This is a genomic window from uncultured Sulfitobacter sp., from assembly GCF_947500075.1.
Lineage (GTDB): Bacteria > Pseudomonadota > Alphaproteobacteria > Rhodobacterales > Rhodobacteraceae > Sulfitobacter.
Genome location: NZ_CANMQS010000006.1, coordinates 196,253 through 212,042, shown reverse-complemented (window position 1 = coordinate 212,042; position 15,790 = coordinate 196,253). Strand labels below are relative to the sequence as shown.

Here is a 15,790-nt window from a genome sequence, read left to right as displayed (position 1 = left end):
AACCCTCCCCGTGAAACAAGCCCTGCGCGCCGCCCTCGATGACCGTGGTTACACCACGCTGACCCCCGTGCAGGAGGCGGTGCTGGATCCCGATCTGGACGGCAAGGATCTGCTGGTCTCCGCCCAAACCGGATCAGGCAAGACACTGGGCTTTGGTCTGGCGATTGCGCCGACCGTGTTGGGGGAGGCTGAAGCCTTTGATGCAGCAGGGGCGCCCCTGGCGCTGGTCATTGCACCCACGCGTGAGTTGGCCCTGCAAGTCAAGCGGGAGCTGAGTTGGCTCTTTGCGAAGGCGGGCGCGATGCTGGCGTCGTGCGTTGGCGGCATGGACATGCGGGATGAACGGCGTGCGCTGGCCCGCGGTGCGCATATCGTGGTGGCGACACCGGGACGTTTGCGCGATCATATCATGCGCGGGTCGATTGACCTGAGCGGCCTGCGCGCCGTGGTGCTGGATGAGGCCGACGAGATGCTTGATCTGGGCTTCCGTGAGGATCTTGAGTTCATTCTGGGTGAATCTCCGGAGACGCGGCAGACCCTGCTGTTTTCCGCCACGGTGCCGAAATCCATCGGTCAGTTGGCCAAGAGCTATCAGAAAGACGCGGTTCGGGTTGTCACCAAGTCGGAAGCCAAGCAGCACGCCGATATTGAGTACCGCGCCATGATGGTGGCCGAACGCGACACCGAAAACGCGGTCATCAACGCGCTCCTTTATCATCGCGCGCCCAATGCCATCGTATTTGGCAACACCCGCGCGATGGTGAACCGGCTGACGACACGGTTGTCGAACCGGGGGTTCCGGGTTGTGGCCCTGTCGGGGGAGTTGTCCCAGTCGGAGCGGACACATGCGTTGCAGGCCATGCGCGACGGGCGGGCGGATGTTTGTGTCGCCACCGACGTGGCGGCGCGGGGGATCGACCTGCCAAACCTTGATCTGGTGGTCCACGCGGAACTGCCATCGAACCATGAGACATTGCTGCACCGTTCTGGCCGGACGGGTCGGGCAGGGCGGAAGGGGACCTCCGCGCTGGTTGTGACCAACAAGACCCGCAAGAAGGCGGAGCGCATTCTGGGCATGGCCAAGCTGCGCGCAGAATGGGCGACGGCCCCGTCCTCAGATGAGGTGAACGCCCGCGAAGAAGAGCGGATGCTGACAGAGACCGATTGGACGCAGGACGTGTCCGAAGGGGAGCAGGAGACGGTTGGCAAATTGGTTGAAGGGTTCTCAACCGAGCAGTTGGCAGCAGCTTATTTGCGGCTTTACCGCGCAGTGCGGTCCGCGCCGGAAGAACTGGCGGACGTGGGTTCAAAGCCGGAGCCGCGCAAGCCTTTCGGGCCCAGCAAGTGGTTCGCCGTTGCAGGTGGTCGGCAGAAGGGCGCGGAACCACGGCGGTTGTTGCCGATGCTGTGCAAGGCCGGTGGTCTGAGCAAGGATGACATCGGCGCGATCCGCATTCAGGATGATCACTCGGTCGTAGAGATCAAGGAAAGCAGTGTAGCCGGGTTTCTGGAGACGCTGGGGCAGGGGATGAACATCGAAGGCGACGCGGTCAGCGCGCTCGACACGCCTCCGGCTTTCGCGAAGGGTCCGAAGCCCGGCGGCAAAGGTCCGGGCAAAGGCCCCCGCAAGTCGGCACATCGTGGCCAGGCTGATGGCCGCGATGAGCCGCCAAAACCGCGCGGAAAACCTACGCCGCCGACAGAGTGGAATGACCAGCCCGAGCCCCGCAAACGCAAACCCAAACCGCAGGACCGTCCTGCCAAGGAGGCTGCATCACGCAAGAAGCTGTCGCTCAACCCCGATGCCACCGGGGGGGATGCGCCGGTGCGCGCCCGCAAACCACGCACAGGGCCCAAGGGGCCTCCGCCGCCAAAGGGGAAGTCCAACAGCAAGAAAAATCGCGCCCGCGCGCTTGTTTCAAAAGGGGGCAAGGGCGGGCCAAAAGGCGGTGCGCCCAAACCACGGCGGCCCAAGGACAGCTAAGCCCCTTTGCCTTACCTGTGGAATTGGGGAATGGTGGCCGGGTATTGCAAAGTAAAGCGGACCCCCATGGCCAATACCTATGACACCGGACGTTTGAACCTGCCTTTTGTCGGCATTTCCACCTTTGGGAAGTCTCCCTACCAGCCGGATTGGGAGGCCATCGACGCCGATGTGGCGATCCTTGGTGCGCCTTATGATTTTGGCACGCAATGGCGGTCTGGCGCACGGTTTGGCCCCCGGTCGATCCGGGAGGCAAGCACGCTGTTCGCGTTCGGGCATGGTGGGGCCTACGACCACGAAGACGACATCACCTATCTAGAGAACGTGCGCATGGTTGATCTGGGCGACGCGGATATCGTGCACACCGATACGTCCAACAGCCATGCCAATATCGAGACAGGCGTGCGCGCCATCCTGAAAGCAGGCGCCTTGCCCGTGGTTCTGGGGGGCGACCATTCGATCAACATTCCCTGCATCAACGCCTTTGACACGCACGGCCCAATTCACGTGATCCAGTTTGATGCCCATCTGGATTTTGTGGATGAGCGACACGGGGTCAGGTTTGGTCATGGCAACCCGATGCGGCGCGCCGCAGAGAAAAGCTATGTAACGGGTCTGACACAGCTTGGTATCCGCAATGTCAGTTCCACGGCCAAAGAGGGGTACGCGGATGCGCGGCGCATGGGATCAGATATCCTGTCTGTCCGCCAGATCCGAAAGCTGGGGGTTGAGGCCGTTCTTGCCCGGATACCGGATGGCGTCGACTACTACATCACGATTGATATCGACGGCTTTGATCCGTCCATCGCGCCGGGAACGGGCACGCCCAGCCACGGCGGGTTCTTGTACTATGACGTGTTGGAATTGTTGGATGGCATCAGCAAGAAGGGCCGCGTCGTCGGGGTTGATCTGGTGGAGGTCGCGCCAGATTACGATCACTCCGGCAGCACGGCAATTCTCGCGGCTCAGATACTGCTCAACCTGATCGGCAGGGTGATGGCGCACCGGTAATGGCGGAGATGGCGACCAGTTGCGGTCAATTCGTCAGCGCGTACAGTAAAAAGAGCAGACCGGGCAGCAGCACCGCAGCCAGCAGGCATGCAATGTACTCACGATAAGCGCGGCGGGCCGCGCGTACTTCGGGGAAATCGTCAGAAATGTCACTGAATAAACCGCTTAAGGGTAGCATGGAAATGCCTTTGGTACAGGTGCCCGCCTTCGGGGATTGGGGTTGATACAAAAGCACTTTCCCCGATCCTGTGCCTTCGCTCAATTGACAGAAAATGCGTCTTTTGGGGCCAAAAAATCTTCCCGCAACGGATGATTTCTTTACCCATCAAATGCGAAACAGCTTTGAATTCAAAGCGGTGTATGACCCCTGATTGTCCACAATTTGGAAACTAAGGACAGAATTGGCCGTGATTGTGCGGAGAATTCAGCGCAATTTTGCAGAGAAATTGGCGCGGAAAGCGGCTGATTCCGGTGTGGAAATGGATATTCCGGCGCAGGCGGACCCGCCGAAACAGAATCACCCGCCTTCCGGTTCAGCCTTTGTGGCCCTCAAAGGTGCGCAGCGTGATCCCGGCGGCTTCGAGTTGCTGCCGCACGGATGCCGCGATCTCAACCGCCTCGGCCGTGTCACCGTGCAGGCAGATCGTGTCGATCTGCGTCTCGATCCGCTTGCCGCTTTCGGTGATGATCGCGCCTGCCTGCACCATGTCGACCATACGACGACCCGCCAGATCGGCATCGTGGATCACCGCACCGGGTTTGGAACGGTCGACCAGCGTGGCATCGTCGTTGTAGGCGCGGTCTGCAAATATCTCTCCGGCCCAGGCGCAGCCCAATGCGCGGACGGCGTCCTGTTGCGCTGTTGCGGCAAGAACCATGACGATCAGATCGGGGGCGACGCTGAGGGCGGCGTCATAAAGGTCACGGGCGAGGGTTTCATCCTCGGACGCCATGTTGGCCAGCGCGCCATGCAGTTTCAGATGCCGGACGGTGGCGCCCACGCTGCGGGCCATGCCAAGGCTCGCAGCGACCTGATAGCGGATCTGGTTTTGCAGCGTGCCGCGCGGCACTGACATGCGGTTGCGGCCAAAGCCTGCAATGTCCATGAAACCGGGATGCGCGCCAATGCCCACGTTGTTGGCATGGGCGAGGGTCATCGTCGCGGCCATCACATCCGCATCGCCCGCGTGACCACCGCAGGCGATGTTGGCAGAGGTGACGATGCTCAGCAGGCTGGCGTCATCGCCCATGGTCCAGGGGCCAAAGCTTTCGCCCATGTCGGCGTTCAGATCGACGGTTGGCATTTGATTACTCCTCAAACGGGTTCGTAGTGGCGGAGATGACGCCGCTGATCAGCGTGTAGGACAGCAGGTCGCGGATCGTTGCGGGGTCTCGGATCAGGGGGGCCACGCGGCTGCGCAGGCCTGCCATGTCGGCGGCATGGCGTTGCCCAAGGGCGATCGCCTGCGCCATGGTGATGAATTCGAACCTGATGGCAGTGCCGGGTTGCGCTTGTGCGATACGCGGCAGGTCGCAGGGGATGACGGTGCCGATCCGGGGGTAGCCGCCCGTTGTCTGGCATTCGCACATCAGCACGAAGGGGGCACCGTCGCCCGTGATCTGGATGTCGCCCGCCACCACGATTTCCGACACAATGCTGAGCCCGCTGCCGGTGCTGAAGCCTGCGCCTTCACTGTCCATGCGCACGCCCATGCGGTTGCCACGCGGGTCGCGGCGAAAGGTGGTTGCGGTGAAGCGGTCGCGGGTGTCCTGATCAAATGCCTCGGTCTGCATCGAGGCAACGATGCGCACCTTGCCGCCGTCAAATCGGTCGGACGGGGTCAGACCGTTTGACACTTCGGTGTGGACATCAGGGCCGATGGGCAGGGTATCCTCGGTTTCCAGCGTTTGGCCGACGCCCGCGCGCAGATGGCTGCTGCGCGATCCCATGACCGGGTCTGTGGCGATGCCGCCGCCGATGTGAAGATAGCCATAGCTGCCCCGGCGCGCGCCGCCGATGGTCAACGTGGCACCTGCGGGCATCGCATGGCTGGCGTTCCACGTGAGCGCTTCGCCGTCGAGGCTGGCAGCCATGGTGGCCCCAGTGAGGGCGATGCGGATGTCGGCCGTCGCGCGAAAGCTGCCGCCGGAACCCGCCATTTCGATTGCGGCAAAGTCAGGCGATTGATGCAGCAGGGCCGCGCCTTCGTGCAGGGCTTCGGGGTCCATGGCGCCTGCCTCCGTCAGACCAACCGCGCGGTAGCCCCGGCGACCCATGTCCTGAATGCTGAGGCTGGGGCCACCTTGCAGGATGTCCAGTGCCGCGCTCATGTCAACGCCTCCCGCGATGCGCCGCCGTTGCCGGATGTGTCCTTGGCGCGGATGTCTTCCAGTTCGGCGCGGGTGATGGCGGGGAAAGTCAATTCGTCTCCGGGTGACAGGGCGAAAGGGGTGTCGGTGCCGGGACGGAAGTTGGCAAATGCCGTCTGACCGATGTGGCGCCAGCCGGTGGGAGAGGCGTTGGTGAAGGTGATCAACTGCCGGATGGCGATGACCAATGCGCCGGGCGGCACGGATTTGGTCAAACCTTCCTGACGGGGAATGTTCCATGTGTCGGACAATTCACCCATGTAGGGTTGGCCGGGGGCGAAGCCGATGGTCAATACGCGCACGCGGGAGGTGGAGAGCTCCGCGATTGCGGCGTCAGGGTCGACGCCTGCGACTGCGGCTGCCTCTTCCAGCTGCGGGGCAAGGTCGGTGCCGTAGACGGTCGGTACATGCCACAGCGTGCGCCCTGCGGGCAGGGGAGCCTGGGTCCAGTCCTGGGTGGCCAGCAGCGACTGGATGCGGTCGGTGATTTGCCCCAACGGGGTCGCGGACAGGTCGACAGCGAGAAAGGTGGAGACAAGCGATGTGCTGGTCTCTGTCACTTCGGGCCATGCGGCCTCTTCCACTGCGGCGCGGAAGGCGAGGGCGGCGCGGTTGGCGGGTTCGTTCATGGCCTGCGCAAAGGTGACGAGGATACCGGACAGGCCAACGGTGCGGATCAGCGGTTCAGTCATGGCGCAAGGCCCAGGCGTAGAGGCGCGGCATCAGCATCGGCGTCAGATACATGGGCAGTTGCCAGCAGCCGATGAAGATCATCAGGGGCGCGATGATATCCGGGGGCAGCGCGATGAGAAAGATTGCAATGTTCCGGTTGCCTGCCGCTATGGCGATGGGACCCGCGAGGGATTGGAGCGGGCTGCGGCGCAGGGCGACCAGCGCCAGCAGTTGCAGTCCGTAGCCGATGGCGAAGGCCAGAAGCGCCCAGTTCAGGACCGCCCATGGGTCGGCCTGAAGCGCGGGTGTCAGGGCGGCCATCAGACCCACCACGATGATGGCAAAGGCGAGGACAGACAGCCCGTCCAGGGCCTTGATCTGGTCCGCCGTGGGATTGGGAAACGCGCGGGCGCGAATGAGGAACCCCGCCGCGGTTGCTGCGATAATGACGGCCAGCAGGGTGAGGGCGGCGGAGATCACCTCCTGCGCGGCCCCGAGCTGCGGCATGGCCCACAGGACGGGCAGGACGGTCAAAGGGAAGACGGCGGTGCCCAGTACGAGGATCTGCATCATCCGGCCCGCGTCCATCCGCATGATCAGCGCAAGGTTCACACTGCCTGTGATCGCAGGCGCTGCGGAGGTCAGGACGATGGCAAGCGCTGCGGGGGTCTGGCTGAGGCCTGCCAGATACAGCAGACCCAGCAGTGTCAGCGGGACAGCCATCTGCAGGGCCACGACCACGCCAAGCCCCCAGCGCAGGTCTCCGATCGCGCCTATCGCATCGCGAAACCCGATGCGCAGCGCGGTCGTGACCAGCAGCAGCGCCACCATGTGGGGCAGCCATGGGACCATCGCCGCCGCCAGACCTGGCAAGGCCAGACCCGCGACAAGGCCTGCGATCAGGCAGGTCCGCGCGTGGGTCGATGCCGCCCAGAGAATGCGGTGCAGCATGTCTCACCCTGCACCGGCCGTGTTGCGCATGTTGTCGGGCAGCCAAGTGGCGATCTCGGGGAAGAGGATCAGGACAAAGACCATCAGCACCATGATCAGGAACATCGGCAGCGCGGCGCGCGTGATGTAACCCATTTCGTGGTTCGTCATGCCTTGCAGCACAAAGAGATTGAAGCCGATGGGCGGGGTGATCTGGGCCATCTCGATCACGACAACGACGAAGATACCGAACCAGATCAGGTCGATGCCCGCGCCGCGCACCATGGGTTCGACCACCGCCATGGTCAGCACAATGGCGGAGATGCCATCGAGGAACATGCCGAGGATGATGTAGAACACCAAAAGCGCCATGAGGAGTTGGAAGCGTGTGAGTTCCATCGCGGCAATGCCATCGGCAAGCGCGCGGGGCAGGCCGGTGAAGCCCATCGACAGTTTCAGGAAGGCCGCACCCGCAAGGATCAGCGCGATCATGGCAGAGGTGCGTGTGGCCCCCATCAGGCTTTCGCGGAACGTGTCCCAGTTGAGGGATCCCTGGAAAAGGGCCAGCACCAGCGCGCCAATGACACCGATAGCGGCCGCTTCGGTCGCGGTGGCGAGGCCTGCGTACATGGAGCCGATGACAACCGTGATCAGCGCGAAGACGGGCAGGAGGAAGCGGGAGTTGGAGAGCTTTTCAGTGAAGCTCATCCCGCGTTCGACCGTGGGGTTCCAGTCTTTTGAAACAAAGCTGGTGATGGCGACATAGGCCATGAACATGCCGGCAAGGACGAGACCGGGGAAGACGCCAGCGAAAAAGAGCTTGGTGATGCTTTCATTCACGGTCACGCCGTAGACGATCAGAGCCAGCGAAGGCGGGATCATCAGGCCAAGGGTGGCCGCACCTGCGAGCGTGCCGATGACCATCTTCTCGGGATACTTGCGGGCGCGCAGTTCGGGGATGGCCATCTTGCCGACAGTCGTAAGGGTCGCGGCAGAGGAGCCGGAGACGGCGGCGAAGACAGTGCAGGAGACGATATTGGTGTGAACCAATCCGCCCGGCAGGCGGGCAAGCCAGGGGGACAGGCCCTTGAACATGTCCTCAGACAGGCGCGTGCGATAGAGGATTTCGCCCATCCAGATGAACAGCGGCAGCGCAGTGAGGGTCCAGCTAGAGGAGGACGCCCAAATTGTCGTGATCATCACGTCGCCCACGGGGCGGGTGGTAAAAAGCTCCATCCCGACCCAGGCCACGCCCATCAGCGCAAGGCCGACCCAGACGCCCGTGCCAAGCAGCAGGAACAGGACAAACAGAAACAGAATGATCGCATAAAGTTCGGCCATGGTGCTATTCCCCGTGTGTATCGACTGTGTCGCGGACGATGCGGTGATCGCCCTTGAACAGCACATGCAGAAGGTTATCGGTCAGCGCGAGCGCCAGCAGGCCTCCGCCGAACACCATCACGGACTGAGGTATCCAAAGATGGATCGCGTCCTGACCCTGGCTGACTTCCTTGAACTTCCACGACCAGTACACGAACCAGTAAGCGTAGTAGGTGAAGTACCAGGCGATGGCCGCGGCCAGACCAAAGCACCAGATTTCCAGCAGGCGCTTTGGCCCGGCGGGCACAGCGTTCAGGAGGATGGAGACGCGGATATGTGCGCCGCGGTTCAGTGCGTTGGCGAAAGCCAGGAAGCTGGCGGCGGCCATCGCGTATCCGGCATAATTTGGCGCACCGGGGAAGATCTCTCCGGTCCAGCGCGCGACCATCTGTGCAACGATCAACGACAGGATCGCGATGAGGCAAAGTGCTGCGAGGACGCCCGCGAGCGCATAGAGGAAGTCAAGGAGCTTGCGTATCGCTGTCATGGTTTGGTTCCTGCATAAACAAGGCTGGGCATGGGCACTTCGTACCCGGTGGCGGTTTTATAGGGGGCCATATCGGTGTTGATCCTGTCGCGCAGTCGGGTTTGAACACCTGCATCCTGCGCCTGAACGATCAGGGGCACACGCACGCCGAACTGCATGAAAAACGAAAAGAAATCATCGCCGCGTGCAATGAGGGTGGTTTCCAGTCGGGTGACAGTAGGCTTGCTCAGCCCGGCGTCCCGCATCATTTGAAAGGCTGGCTCTGTCTCCGACAGTGCATAGGCGTTTGGGGCGGGGTCTGCGCGGGACATATCCGCGATGTCCGTCAGGGCGGTGAAAAGGCGGGCGTAGAGTTCTGAATCTGCCGGGCCCGTCCATTGGCTGAAGGCAAACCGGCCACCGGGGCGCAGCACGCGGGTGGCTTCACTGGTTGCGCGCAACGGGTTGCCCATGTGGAACAGGCCCATGTTGCAGGCGACAGCATCAAAGCTGTCGTCCGGGAAAGGGAGCGCCTCGGCGTCAGCTTCTGCAAAGGTGAGGTCGGGAAAGCGGGATCGTGCAGCGGCAACCATGCCGGGGGCGTAATCCACTCCCTGCGCTGTCAAATCGAGCGCGGCAGCAGCGCCGGCCACATGACCCGTGCCACAGGCCACATCAAGCAGCCGATGGCCCGGACGGATGGCAAGGGCATAAAGCAAAGCAGGAATGATCTGGATCGTCGCCAGCGCCGTGTGATCGGCATAGGCGGCGGCCCGGTCGTGCCAGCCCTGTTTTTCTGCAGCGATGAATGCGTCAAATGTCATGGGGGGGAGTGCAGGGCCGCGGGTGCGGCCCTGCCTTTCATGTTGGCATCAGTTGGATGCTTTGAAGGCGTCAACGATGGCAGCGCCATCATCACCCGCCGCTGCCAGCCATTCGGACGTCATCGTCTCACCCACTTCGCGCAGGCCGGACATCAATTCTTCACCGGCTGGGCCAACGGTCATGCCACCTGCGGCCAGACCGTCCATGGTGAACTGGGTATAGTCCTTGGAGGCTTGCAGGCCACGCGCGGCGGCTTCGCCAGCGCAGGTGGTGATGGCGGATTTGTTGGCATCGGACACGCCGGACCACACATCATTGTTCACCATGACGTAGTTGTAGGGCAGCCATGCGTCGACTTCGTAGAAGTGGCTCAGGCTTTCCCAGACCTTGCGGTCATAGCCGGTTGCTCCGGAGGAGATCATGGATTCCGCCACGCCCGTTGCAAACGCCTGAGAGATTTCAGCCGCTTCGATGGTGACGGGCAGCATGCCGGTCAGTTCCGCCAGACGCGAGGTGGCGTTGTTGTAGGAGCGGAACTTGAGGCCCGCCATGTCGGCGACGCTGTTCACTTCCTTGTTGAAGTACAAACCCTGTGGGGGCCATGGCACGGCGTAGAGCATGGTCAGGTTCTGCTCTGCCAGCAATTCGTCCATCTTGGGCTTGGCCGCTTCAAACAGCTTGGCGCTTGCATCGAACGAAGGCGCGAGGAAGGGGATGCTGTCAAAGCCGAACACGGGGTTTTCGTTCTGGTGGCCGGACATCAGACGTTCGCCGATCTGGACCTGACCGGTCTGGATGGCGCGTTTGATGTCAGCGCCTGCAAAGAGCGATCCGCCGGGGTGGACGGTGATGTCAATCTCGCCCGACGTGGCGTCCCGCACACAATCGGCAAAGGCCACGCCATTCTCTGAATGGAAGTTGGACGCGGAGTAGGCCATTGGCATGTCCCACTTTTCTGCCGCGAAGGCGGGCAGGGCGGCGGTGACTGCAATGGCGGCGCTTGCCACGCCTGTCATCAGTTTTGTCGTCAGTTTCATATGGTTTCTCCCAGTTGGTTTTCTATCGGTTCGTGAACCGTTGAGGGTGATAGGGGGCAAGATCGGTGTTGATCCCCTGCCCCGCAATCAATCCGGCGATCAGTCGGCCCGTTTTCGGACCACCCGTCAACCCGATGTGGTGATGCCCGAAGGCAGTGTAGACCCGGCTTGTGCCAATCTGCCCGATCAGGGGCAGGCTGTCGCTGGGTGCGGGTCGGTGCCCCAGCCATTCGATCTCTTCGGTCGCTTGCATGTTCGGAAAGGCTGCGCGGGCCTGACGGCGCAGCAAGGCAAGCGGCGCTTCGGAAGGGCCAGCGTCCAACCCGCCGAACTCAACAATGCCCGCGCAGCGCAACCCTTGTTCCATGGGCGTTGCCACGAATTTGCCACTGGCCACCATCATGGGGTGCAATGGGCCGTCGGTCGCATCCTTGAAGACGATGTGATACCCACGTTCGGCCTCCAAGGGCACGTTCAGGCCGAGCTTTGCCATCAGTGGTTTTGACCAGACGCCGGTTGCCAGCACCAGTTCATCGCAGGCTATGGTGCCTTGCGTGGTTTCCACGGCAGTGACGGCCCCGTCTGTCATGGTCACATCCTTGACCTCAGCCATTCGGATCGTACCGCCCATGCCCTCAAACGCCTTGGCAAGGGCCTGTACATATCCGCCGGGGCTGCGGATGTAGCCATGGTTTTTCATGATCGCGAGGCAGGTAATCTCTGGCCCGAGATTGGGTTCATAGTTGCGCAGCTCCGGGCCGGAAATCAGTTCAGGCGTGAACCCGGCAGCTTCTCTGAGTTCCCAGGTGTATGCTTCTTTTTCGAAGTCGGCGCGGCTGCGGTAGGCAAAGCAGTAGTCGCTCTCGCTCACCCAGTCGCCCAGCCCGAGTTCCCTGCAAAGACTTTTGTGCTGCTCCACGCTGTCGCTGACGATGGGGGTCAGATCCTGGGCGATGCGACGGGTATCCGCGTCATTTGCATTGCCGAGGTATTTCATCAGCCATGGCAAGAGGCGGGGCATGTAGGACCAGCGCATGAACAGCGGAAAGTCCCCATTCAGCAGCATGCCCGGCGCTTTGTGTATCAACCCCGGCGCTGTGACAGGCACCATCGCACAGGCCGCCAAAACACCGCCGTTCCCATGTGACGTGCCGGTGCCGGGCGCCGCGCGGTCAACCAGGGTCACGTCCAGCCCCGCCCGGCGCAGCCAGATCGCGGATGACACCCCGACGATGCCAGCACCTATGACAACGGCATGGCGCGTCACGATGACTTGGCCTGTGGCTTGGCTGGCATGCGGTCGAATCTCCCTTTGTTGCCGCATCATTGCATGAATGAGCAAAACATCAACAAATTGTTTGCAAATTGTCATCGTTGATTGGACCGCTTGTGATTATCGCGCGTTGGATGCAGGTTTGGACCAAGAAATTAGGGGCGATCAGACATGTCTGATAAAAATGCACAACTTGGGATCCTGATGCTCGACACAGCTTTTCCGCGGGTCTTGGGAGACATCGGCAATGCGCAAAGCTTCCCCTTCGCGGTGCGTTACGCCGTTGTGGAAGGTGCAACACCACAGGCGATTGTGCAGCGAGACCCGGCACCTTTTGTGCAGGAGTTCATCGTGGCGGGGAAAGGTCTGGTGGCCACGGGATGCAGGGGGATTGCGACGACCTGCGGGTTTCTTTCCCTGATCAGGCCGCAACTGGCGACGGCGCTGGGCGTGCCTGTCGCTGCTTCTGCGTTGGAGCAGATCGCACAGATCAATGCGGCGCTGCCGGAAGGGAAGCGCGCCGGGGTGCTGACCATCAGTGCAGAAAGCCTGACGCCGGAGCATTTGCGCATCGCCGGTGCACCGGTGGACACGCCCGTGCGCGGCATGGATGGCAGCCACTTTGCAACGGCAATTATTGGCAATGCGCCTGAGCTGGATCCGGGCGTCGCGCGGGCAGAGATTGTCGCAGCAGCCCGCCAGTTTGCCGAAGAAACACCGGGTCTTGGGGCGCTCGTCCTGGAATGCACGAACATGCCACCCTACGCAGATGACATAGCAGCTGCCACCAGCCTGCCGGTGCATTCCATGTTCAGCTATCTAACGTGGTTCGAAGCGGGGCTTGCGCCCCGTTCCTTTGGCTAAGCGCGGGCGTCTTCGAGGATCAGATCGCTGGCTTTCTCACCAATCATGATCGCGGGTGCGTTGGTGTTGCCCGATACGATCTCTGGCATGATTGAGCAATCTGCAACACGCAGACCTGCAATGCCGTGCACGCGCAGTCTGGCATCCACCACAGCGGATTTATCGTTACCCATTTTGCAAGTACCCGTCGGGTGGTAGATTGACGCGGTGTTGTTGCGGGCCCAATCCAGCGTGGCGTCATAGTCATCCATGTCAAGGTCGGCGTGCGGACGGTATTCTTCAGAAATCTTGGAGGTCAGCGGCGCATGGCGCGCGATGGTGCGGGCGATGTTGACCCCTTTGACCACTGTGTCGCAGTCAGTTTGCGTGGACAGGTAGTTCGGGATGATCTTCGGATAGGTCCGTGGGTTGGCATCATTGAGCCTGATCTCACCCTTGCTTTCCGGGCGCAGCTGACACACCGACATCGTGAACGCAGAGAACTTGTCCGCCCCCTTGCCGGGATTCTCCGCCGAGAGGGGTTGCACGTGGAACTGAATGTCAGGCGTCTCCAGATCATCGCGGGTTTTCATGAAGCCGGTCGCAAGGCTGGCCGCCATGGTCATGGGACCTGCGCGGAACATCATGTATTTCAGCCCGATCTTGGCCTGACCGTACAGGCTGCTGACTTCGTCGTTCAGAGTGGGCTCGTTGCACTTGTAGACCAGCCGGGCCTGCAAATGGTCCTGCATGTTCTTGCCAACACCTCCCAGATCTTTCTTCACCTCGATACCATGCTCCGCCAATTGGGCCGCCTCACCAATCCCGGACACCATCAGCAATTGGGGTGAATTGATTGCGCCGCCACACAGAACAATTTCACGGTTGGCGGTCACGGTCTGGGTCTTGCCGCTGCGATCCTTGTAGGTGACCGCAGTGGCGCGGTTACCATCGATCTGGATGCGATCGACCTGTGCATGGGTGATGATCTGGAGGTTTTCGCGTTTCTTGACAGGGTTGAGGTAGGCCACGGCGGAACTGCATCTTCGGCCGTTGCGGGCGGTCAGTTGGAAAAAACCGACGCCTTCCTGCTTTTCCCCATTGTAATCTGGGTTGAACGGATAGCCTGCGGCCTGCGCCGCAGCGACCCAGGCGTCGGTGATTGGCCGCTGGATCCGCATGTTGGACACAGACAGCGGGCCTTCGTCACCGTGGTATTCATCAGCGCCGCGCTCATTGCGTTCTGCGCGTTTGAAAAGAGGTAAAACGTCGTCCCAGCCCCATCCGGTATTGCCCATTTGGCGCCAGCGGTCGTAGTCTTGTGGTTGTCCCCGGACATACAACAACCCGTTAAGAGAGGAGGAGCCGCCAAGAACCTTGCCGCGCGGCCACTCAATGGAACGTCCGTTGAGGCCGGGGTCCGGTTCGGTTTTGTAGCACCAATCGACCTTGGGATTATGGATGGTTTTGAAATAGCCGACAGGGATATGGATCCAGGGGTTCAGATCACGCCCACCCGCTTCAAGCAGAATCACTTTGTTGCTTGGATCGGCGCTCAGGCGATTTGCGAGGACGCACCCGGCTGAACCTGCGCCAACGACGACAAAATCTGCGTTCATGGTAAGAATCCTCCCCAGAGTTGAAGAAACTTCTATACAGATGGCCGAAACCAAGCTAGTGTTTTTTGAAACAAAAAGTCTCAATAATTGAGAACGTACTTCAAACGGGAGGAACCATTATGAAAGTACAAGACAAACTCAAGAACATCTCGCGCCGTGACTTGTTCCGGCTTGCGGGCCAGTACGGCATGAGCTCTACGCTGCTTGCCGCGGGTACATTTGGTGGGGCGATGAGCCTTGGCAACCTGGCAAAGGCTGCGGAATCCACATATGAAAAACGCTTCGCCAAAGAAGCGAAATTCACCTTCAAATTTGGTGCGGCCGGTTTCAACCAGCGCAACCTGCTGATCGAACGTGCAGGCTGCCTTGAGTTTGCCCGCGACCTGGAAAGCCGCTCCGACGGTGAAATCCGCGTTGAGTTCATCGGCGACAACCAGATTTGTGGTCAGACATCCTGCGTTGAGAAGACCCAGCAGGGCATTGTCGACATCTATGCTGCCTCCACGCAGAACTCCGCTGGTGGCGCGCCTTATCTGAACGTTCTGGACTACGCCTACATGTTCCGCAGCCGTGCGGACCAGTACTACTTCCTGTACTCTCCTGAGTCGCAGGCGCTGCTGCGTGAGCCTTATGAAAAGCGTCATGGCCTGAAGTTCCTGTTCTCGCACTGCGAACTGCGTGGCATCCAGATGGGTCTGAAGTGGCAGGACGCGCCGACGATCACCAAGCTGGAAGATATGTTCGGCACCAAGAACCGCGTGACTGGTACTCAGCTGGGCCGGATCGCAATGGAAGCGCTGAACCTGAACCCGGTTCCGGTTGCATGGGAAGAGACGCTCGACGGTCTGAAGCAGGGCCTGATTGATGGTGCGGAAACATGGGCGTCTGCCGTGGCGTATGCCAACATGTCACCCGTGGTATCCCAGTCCGTTGATCTGAAGTTCTTCTGCGGTACAGAGCACACGGCGATGTCTGCGAAAGCCTTCGACGGTCTTGGTGGTGAGTTGCAGGACGTTGTGATGGAATCAGCGTATCTTGCGCAGGTTCACGTGCAGGCAGCGAACGAAGCGGCGCTGGTCAATACCGTTGGCGCTTCCAACCCTCAGCATCCTGACACGATCTTTGCTCAGAACAACGTGCGCGTTGCCGATCTGGGTGACGATCAGATCAAGATGGCCGAAGAGATGTGCTCTCCCGAGTTCCAGCCCCAGCTGTGGGAAGACTGGCGTGAGCGTCTGAACGGCTGGTCCGGTGGTCGCGATACCTATCAGGAAATCTATGACACCGTGCGTCAGAACCCGCACACACTGGCCGAGAATGTCGAGCCACGTCGGTGGTGGAAAGCCTGATCCCTTTGGGGTTAGAGTGAATGCGAGGGTC

Annotated in this window: 15 protein-coding genes; 4 read left to right on the top strand and 11 right to left on the bottom strand. The window is 61.1% G+C overall.

Annotated elements, in window-relative coordinates; genetic code table 11:
• Positions 1 to 10 precede the first annotated feature (10 nt).
• Complete coding sequence (locus Q1A91_RS18675) at positions 11 to 1,984, top strand: DEAD/DEAH box helicase (protein ID WP_299881170.1); 1,974 nt, start codon at positions 11 to 13, stop codon at positions 1,982 to 1,984.
• 66 nt (positions 1,985 to 2,050) lie between these two features.
• On the top strand, positions 2,051 to 2,995 hold the full coding sequence (gene speB / locus Q1A91_RS18670; RefSeq protein WP_299881168.1) for an agmatinase: 945 nt from the start codon (positions 2,051 to 2,053) through the stop codon (positions 2,993 to 2,995).
• A gap of 25 nt (positions 2,996 to 3,020) precedes the next feature.
• Here the strand turns inward: speB and Q1A91_RS18665 are convergent, their stop codons facing one another.
• The 10 genes from Q1A91_RS18665 to Q1A91_RS18620 form a co-directional block, all read right to left on the bottom strand.
• Positions 3,021 to 3,257 carry a hypothetical protein gene (locus Q1A91_RS18665; protein WP_299881166.1) on the bottom strand — a complete coding sequence of 79 codons (237 nt, stop codon included), beginning with the start codon at positions 3,255 to 3,257 and terminating at the stop codon, positions 3,021 to 3,023.
• Between the two features lie 271 nt (positions 3,258 to 3,528).
• Positions 3,529 to 4,299 (bottom strand): LamB/YcsF family protein, encoded by a 771-nt coding sequence (locus tag Q1A91_RS18660; protein WP_299881165.1) that lies wholly within the window; start codon positions 4,297 to 4,299, stop codon positions 3,529 to 3,531.
• Between the two features lie 4 nt (positions 4,300 to 4,303).
• A complete protein-coding gene (locus tag Q1A91_RS18655; RefSeq protein ID WP_299881164.1) occupies positions 4,304 to 5,326 on the bottom strand; it encodes a biotin-dependent carboxyltransferase family protein in 1,023 nt (340 codons plus the stop codon).
• Positions 5,323 to 6,057 (bottom strand): carboxyltransferase domain-containing protein, encoded by a 735-nt coding sequence (locus Q1A91_RS18650; protein WP_299881161.1) that lies wholly within the window; start codon positions 6,055 to 6,057, stop codon positions 5,323 to 5,325. Before Q1A91_RS18650 ends, Q1A91_RS18655 begins: the two co-directional genes overlap by 4 nt.
• Complete coding sequence (locus Q1A91_RS18645) at positions 6,050 to 6,988, bottom strand: hypothetical protein (RefSeq protein WP_299881158.1); 939 nt, start codon at positions 6,986 to 6,988, stop codon at positions 6,050 to 6,052. The genes Q1A91_RS18650 and Q1A91_RS18645 overlap by 8 nt, the downstream gene beginning before the upstream one ends.
• 3 nt (positions 6,989 to 6,991) lie before the next feature.
• Positions 6,992 to 8,308, bottom strand: a complete 1,317-nt coding sequence (locus Q1A91_RS18640; RefSeq protein ID WP_299881155.1) for a TRAP transporter large permease — start codon at positions 8,306 to 8,308, stop codon at positions 6,992 to 6,994.
• A gap of 4 nt (positions 8,309 to 8,312) precedes the next feature.
• Entirely contained in the window at positions 8,313 to 8,834 is a 522-nt protein-coding gene (locus tag Q1A91_RS18635) for a TRAP transporter small permease (RefSeq protein WP_299881152.1), read from the bottom strand.
• Positions 8,831 to 9,637, bottom strand: coding sequence for a class I SAM-dependent methyltransferase (locus Q1A91_RS18630; RefSeq protein WP_299881149.1), 807 nt, complete (start codon positions 9,635 to 9,637; stop codon positions 8,831 to 8,833). Before Q1A91_RS18630 ends, Q1A91_RS18635 begins: the two co-directional genes overlap by 4 nt.
• A 48-nt stretch (positions 9,638 to 9,685) precedes the next feature.
• Positions 9,686 to 10,675: a TRAP transporter substrate-binding protein gene (locus Q1A91_RS18625; protein ID WP_299881146.1), complete on the bottom strand. Its 990-nt coding sequence runs from the start codon at positions 10,673 to 10,675 to the stop codon at positions 9,686 to 9,688.
• Between the two features lie 22 nt (positions 10,676 to 10,697).
• Positions 10,698 to 11,942, bottom strand: a complete 1,245-nt coding sequence (locus tag Q1A91_RS18620; RefSeq protein ID WP_299881399.1) for an FAD-binding oxidoreductase — start codon at positions 11,940 to 11,942, stop codon at positions 10,698 to 10,700.
• A gap of 177 nt (positions 11,943 to 12,119) precedes the next feature.
• Here Q1A91_RS18620 and Q1A91_RS18615 point away from each other — a divergent pair, with 177 nt between their 5' ends.
• Positions 12,120 to 12,812, top strand: a complete 693-nt coding sequence (locus Q1A91_RS18615; RefSeq protein WP_299881143.1) for an aspartate/glutamate racemase family protein — start codon at positions 12,120 to 12,122, stop codon at positions 12,810 to 12,812.
• Here Q1A91_RS18615 and Q1A91_RS18610 read toward each other — a convergent pair.
• Entirely contained in the window at positions 12,809 to 14,410 is a 1,602-nt protein-coding gene (locus Q1A91_RS18610) for a GMC family oxidoreductase (RefSeq protein ID WP_299881140.1), read from the bottom strand. The genes Q1A91_RS18615 and Q1A91_RS18610 overlap by 4 nt on opposite strands.
• A 119-nt stretch (positions 14,411 to 14,529) precedes the next feature.
• Here Q1A91_RS18610 and Q1A91_RS18605 point away from each other — a divergent pair, with 119 nt between their 5' ends.
• Positions 14,530 to 15,759 (top strand): TRAP transporter substrate-binding protein, encoded by a 1,230-nt coding sequence (locus Q1A91_RS18605; RefSeq protein ID WP_299881137.1) that lies wholly within the window; start codon positions 14,530 to 14,532, stop codon positions 15,757 to 15,759.
• Positions 15,760 to 15,790 lie beyond the last annotated feature (31 nt).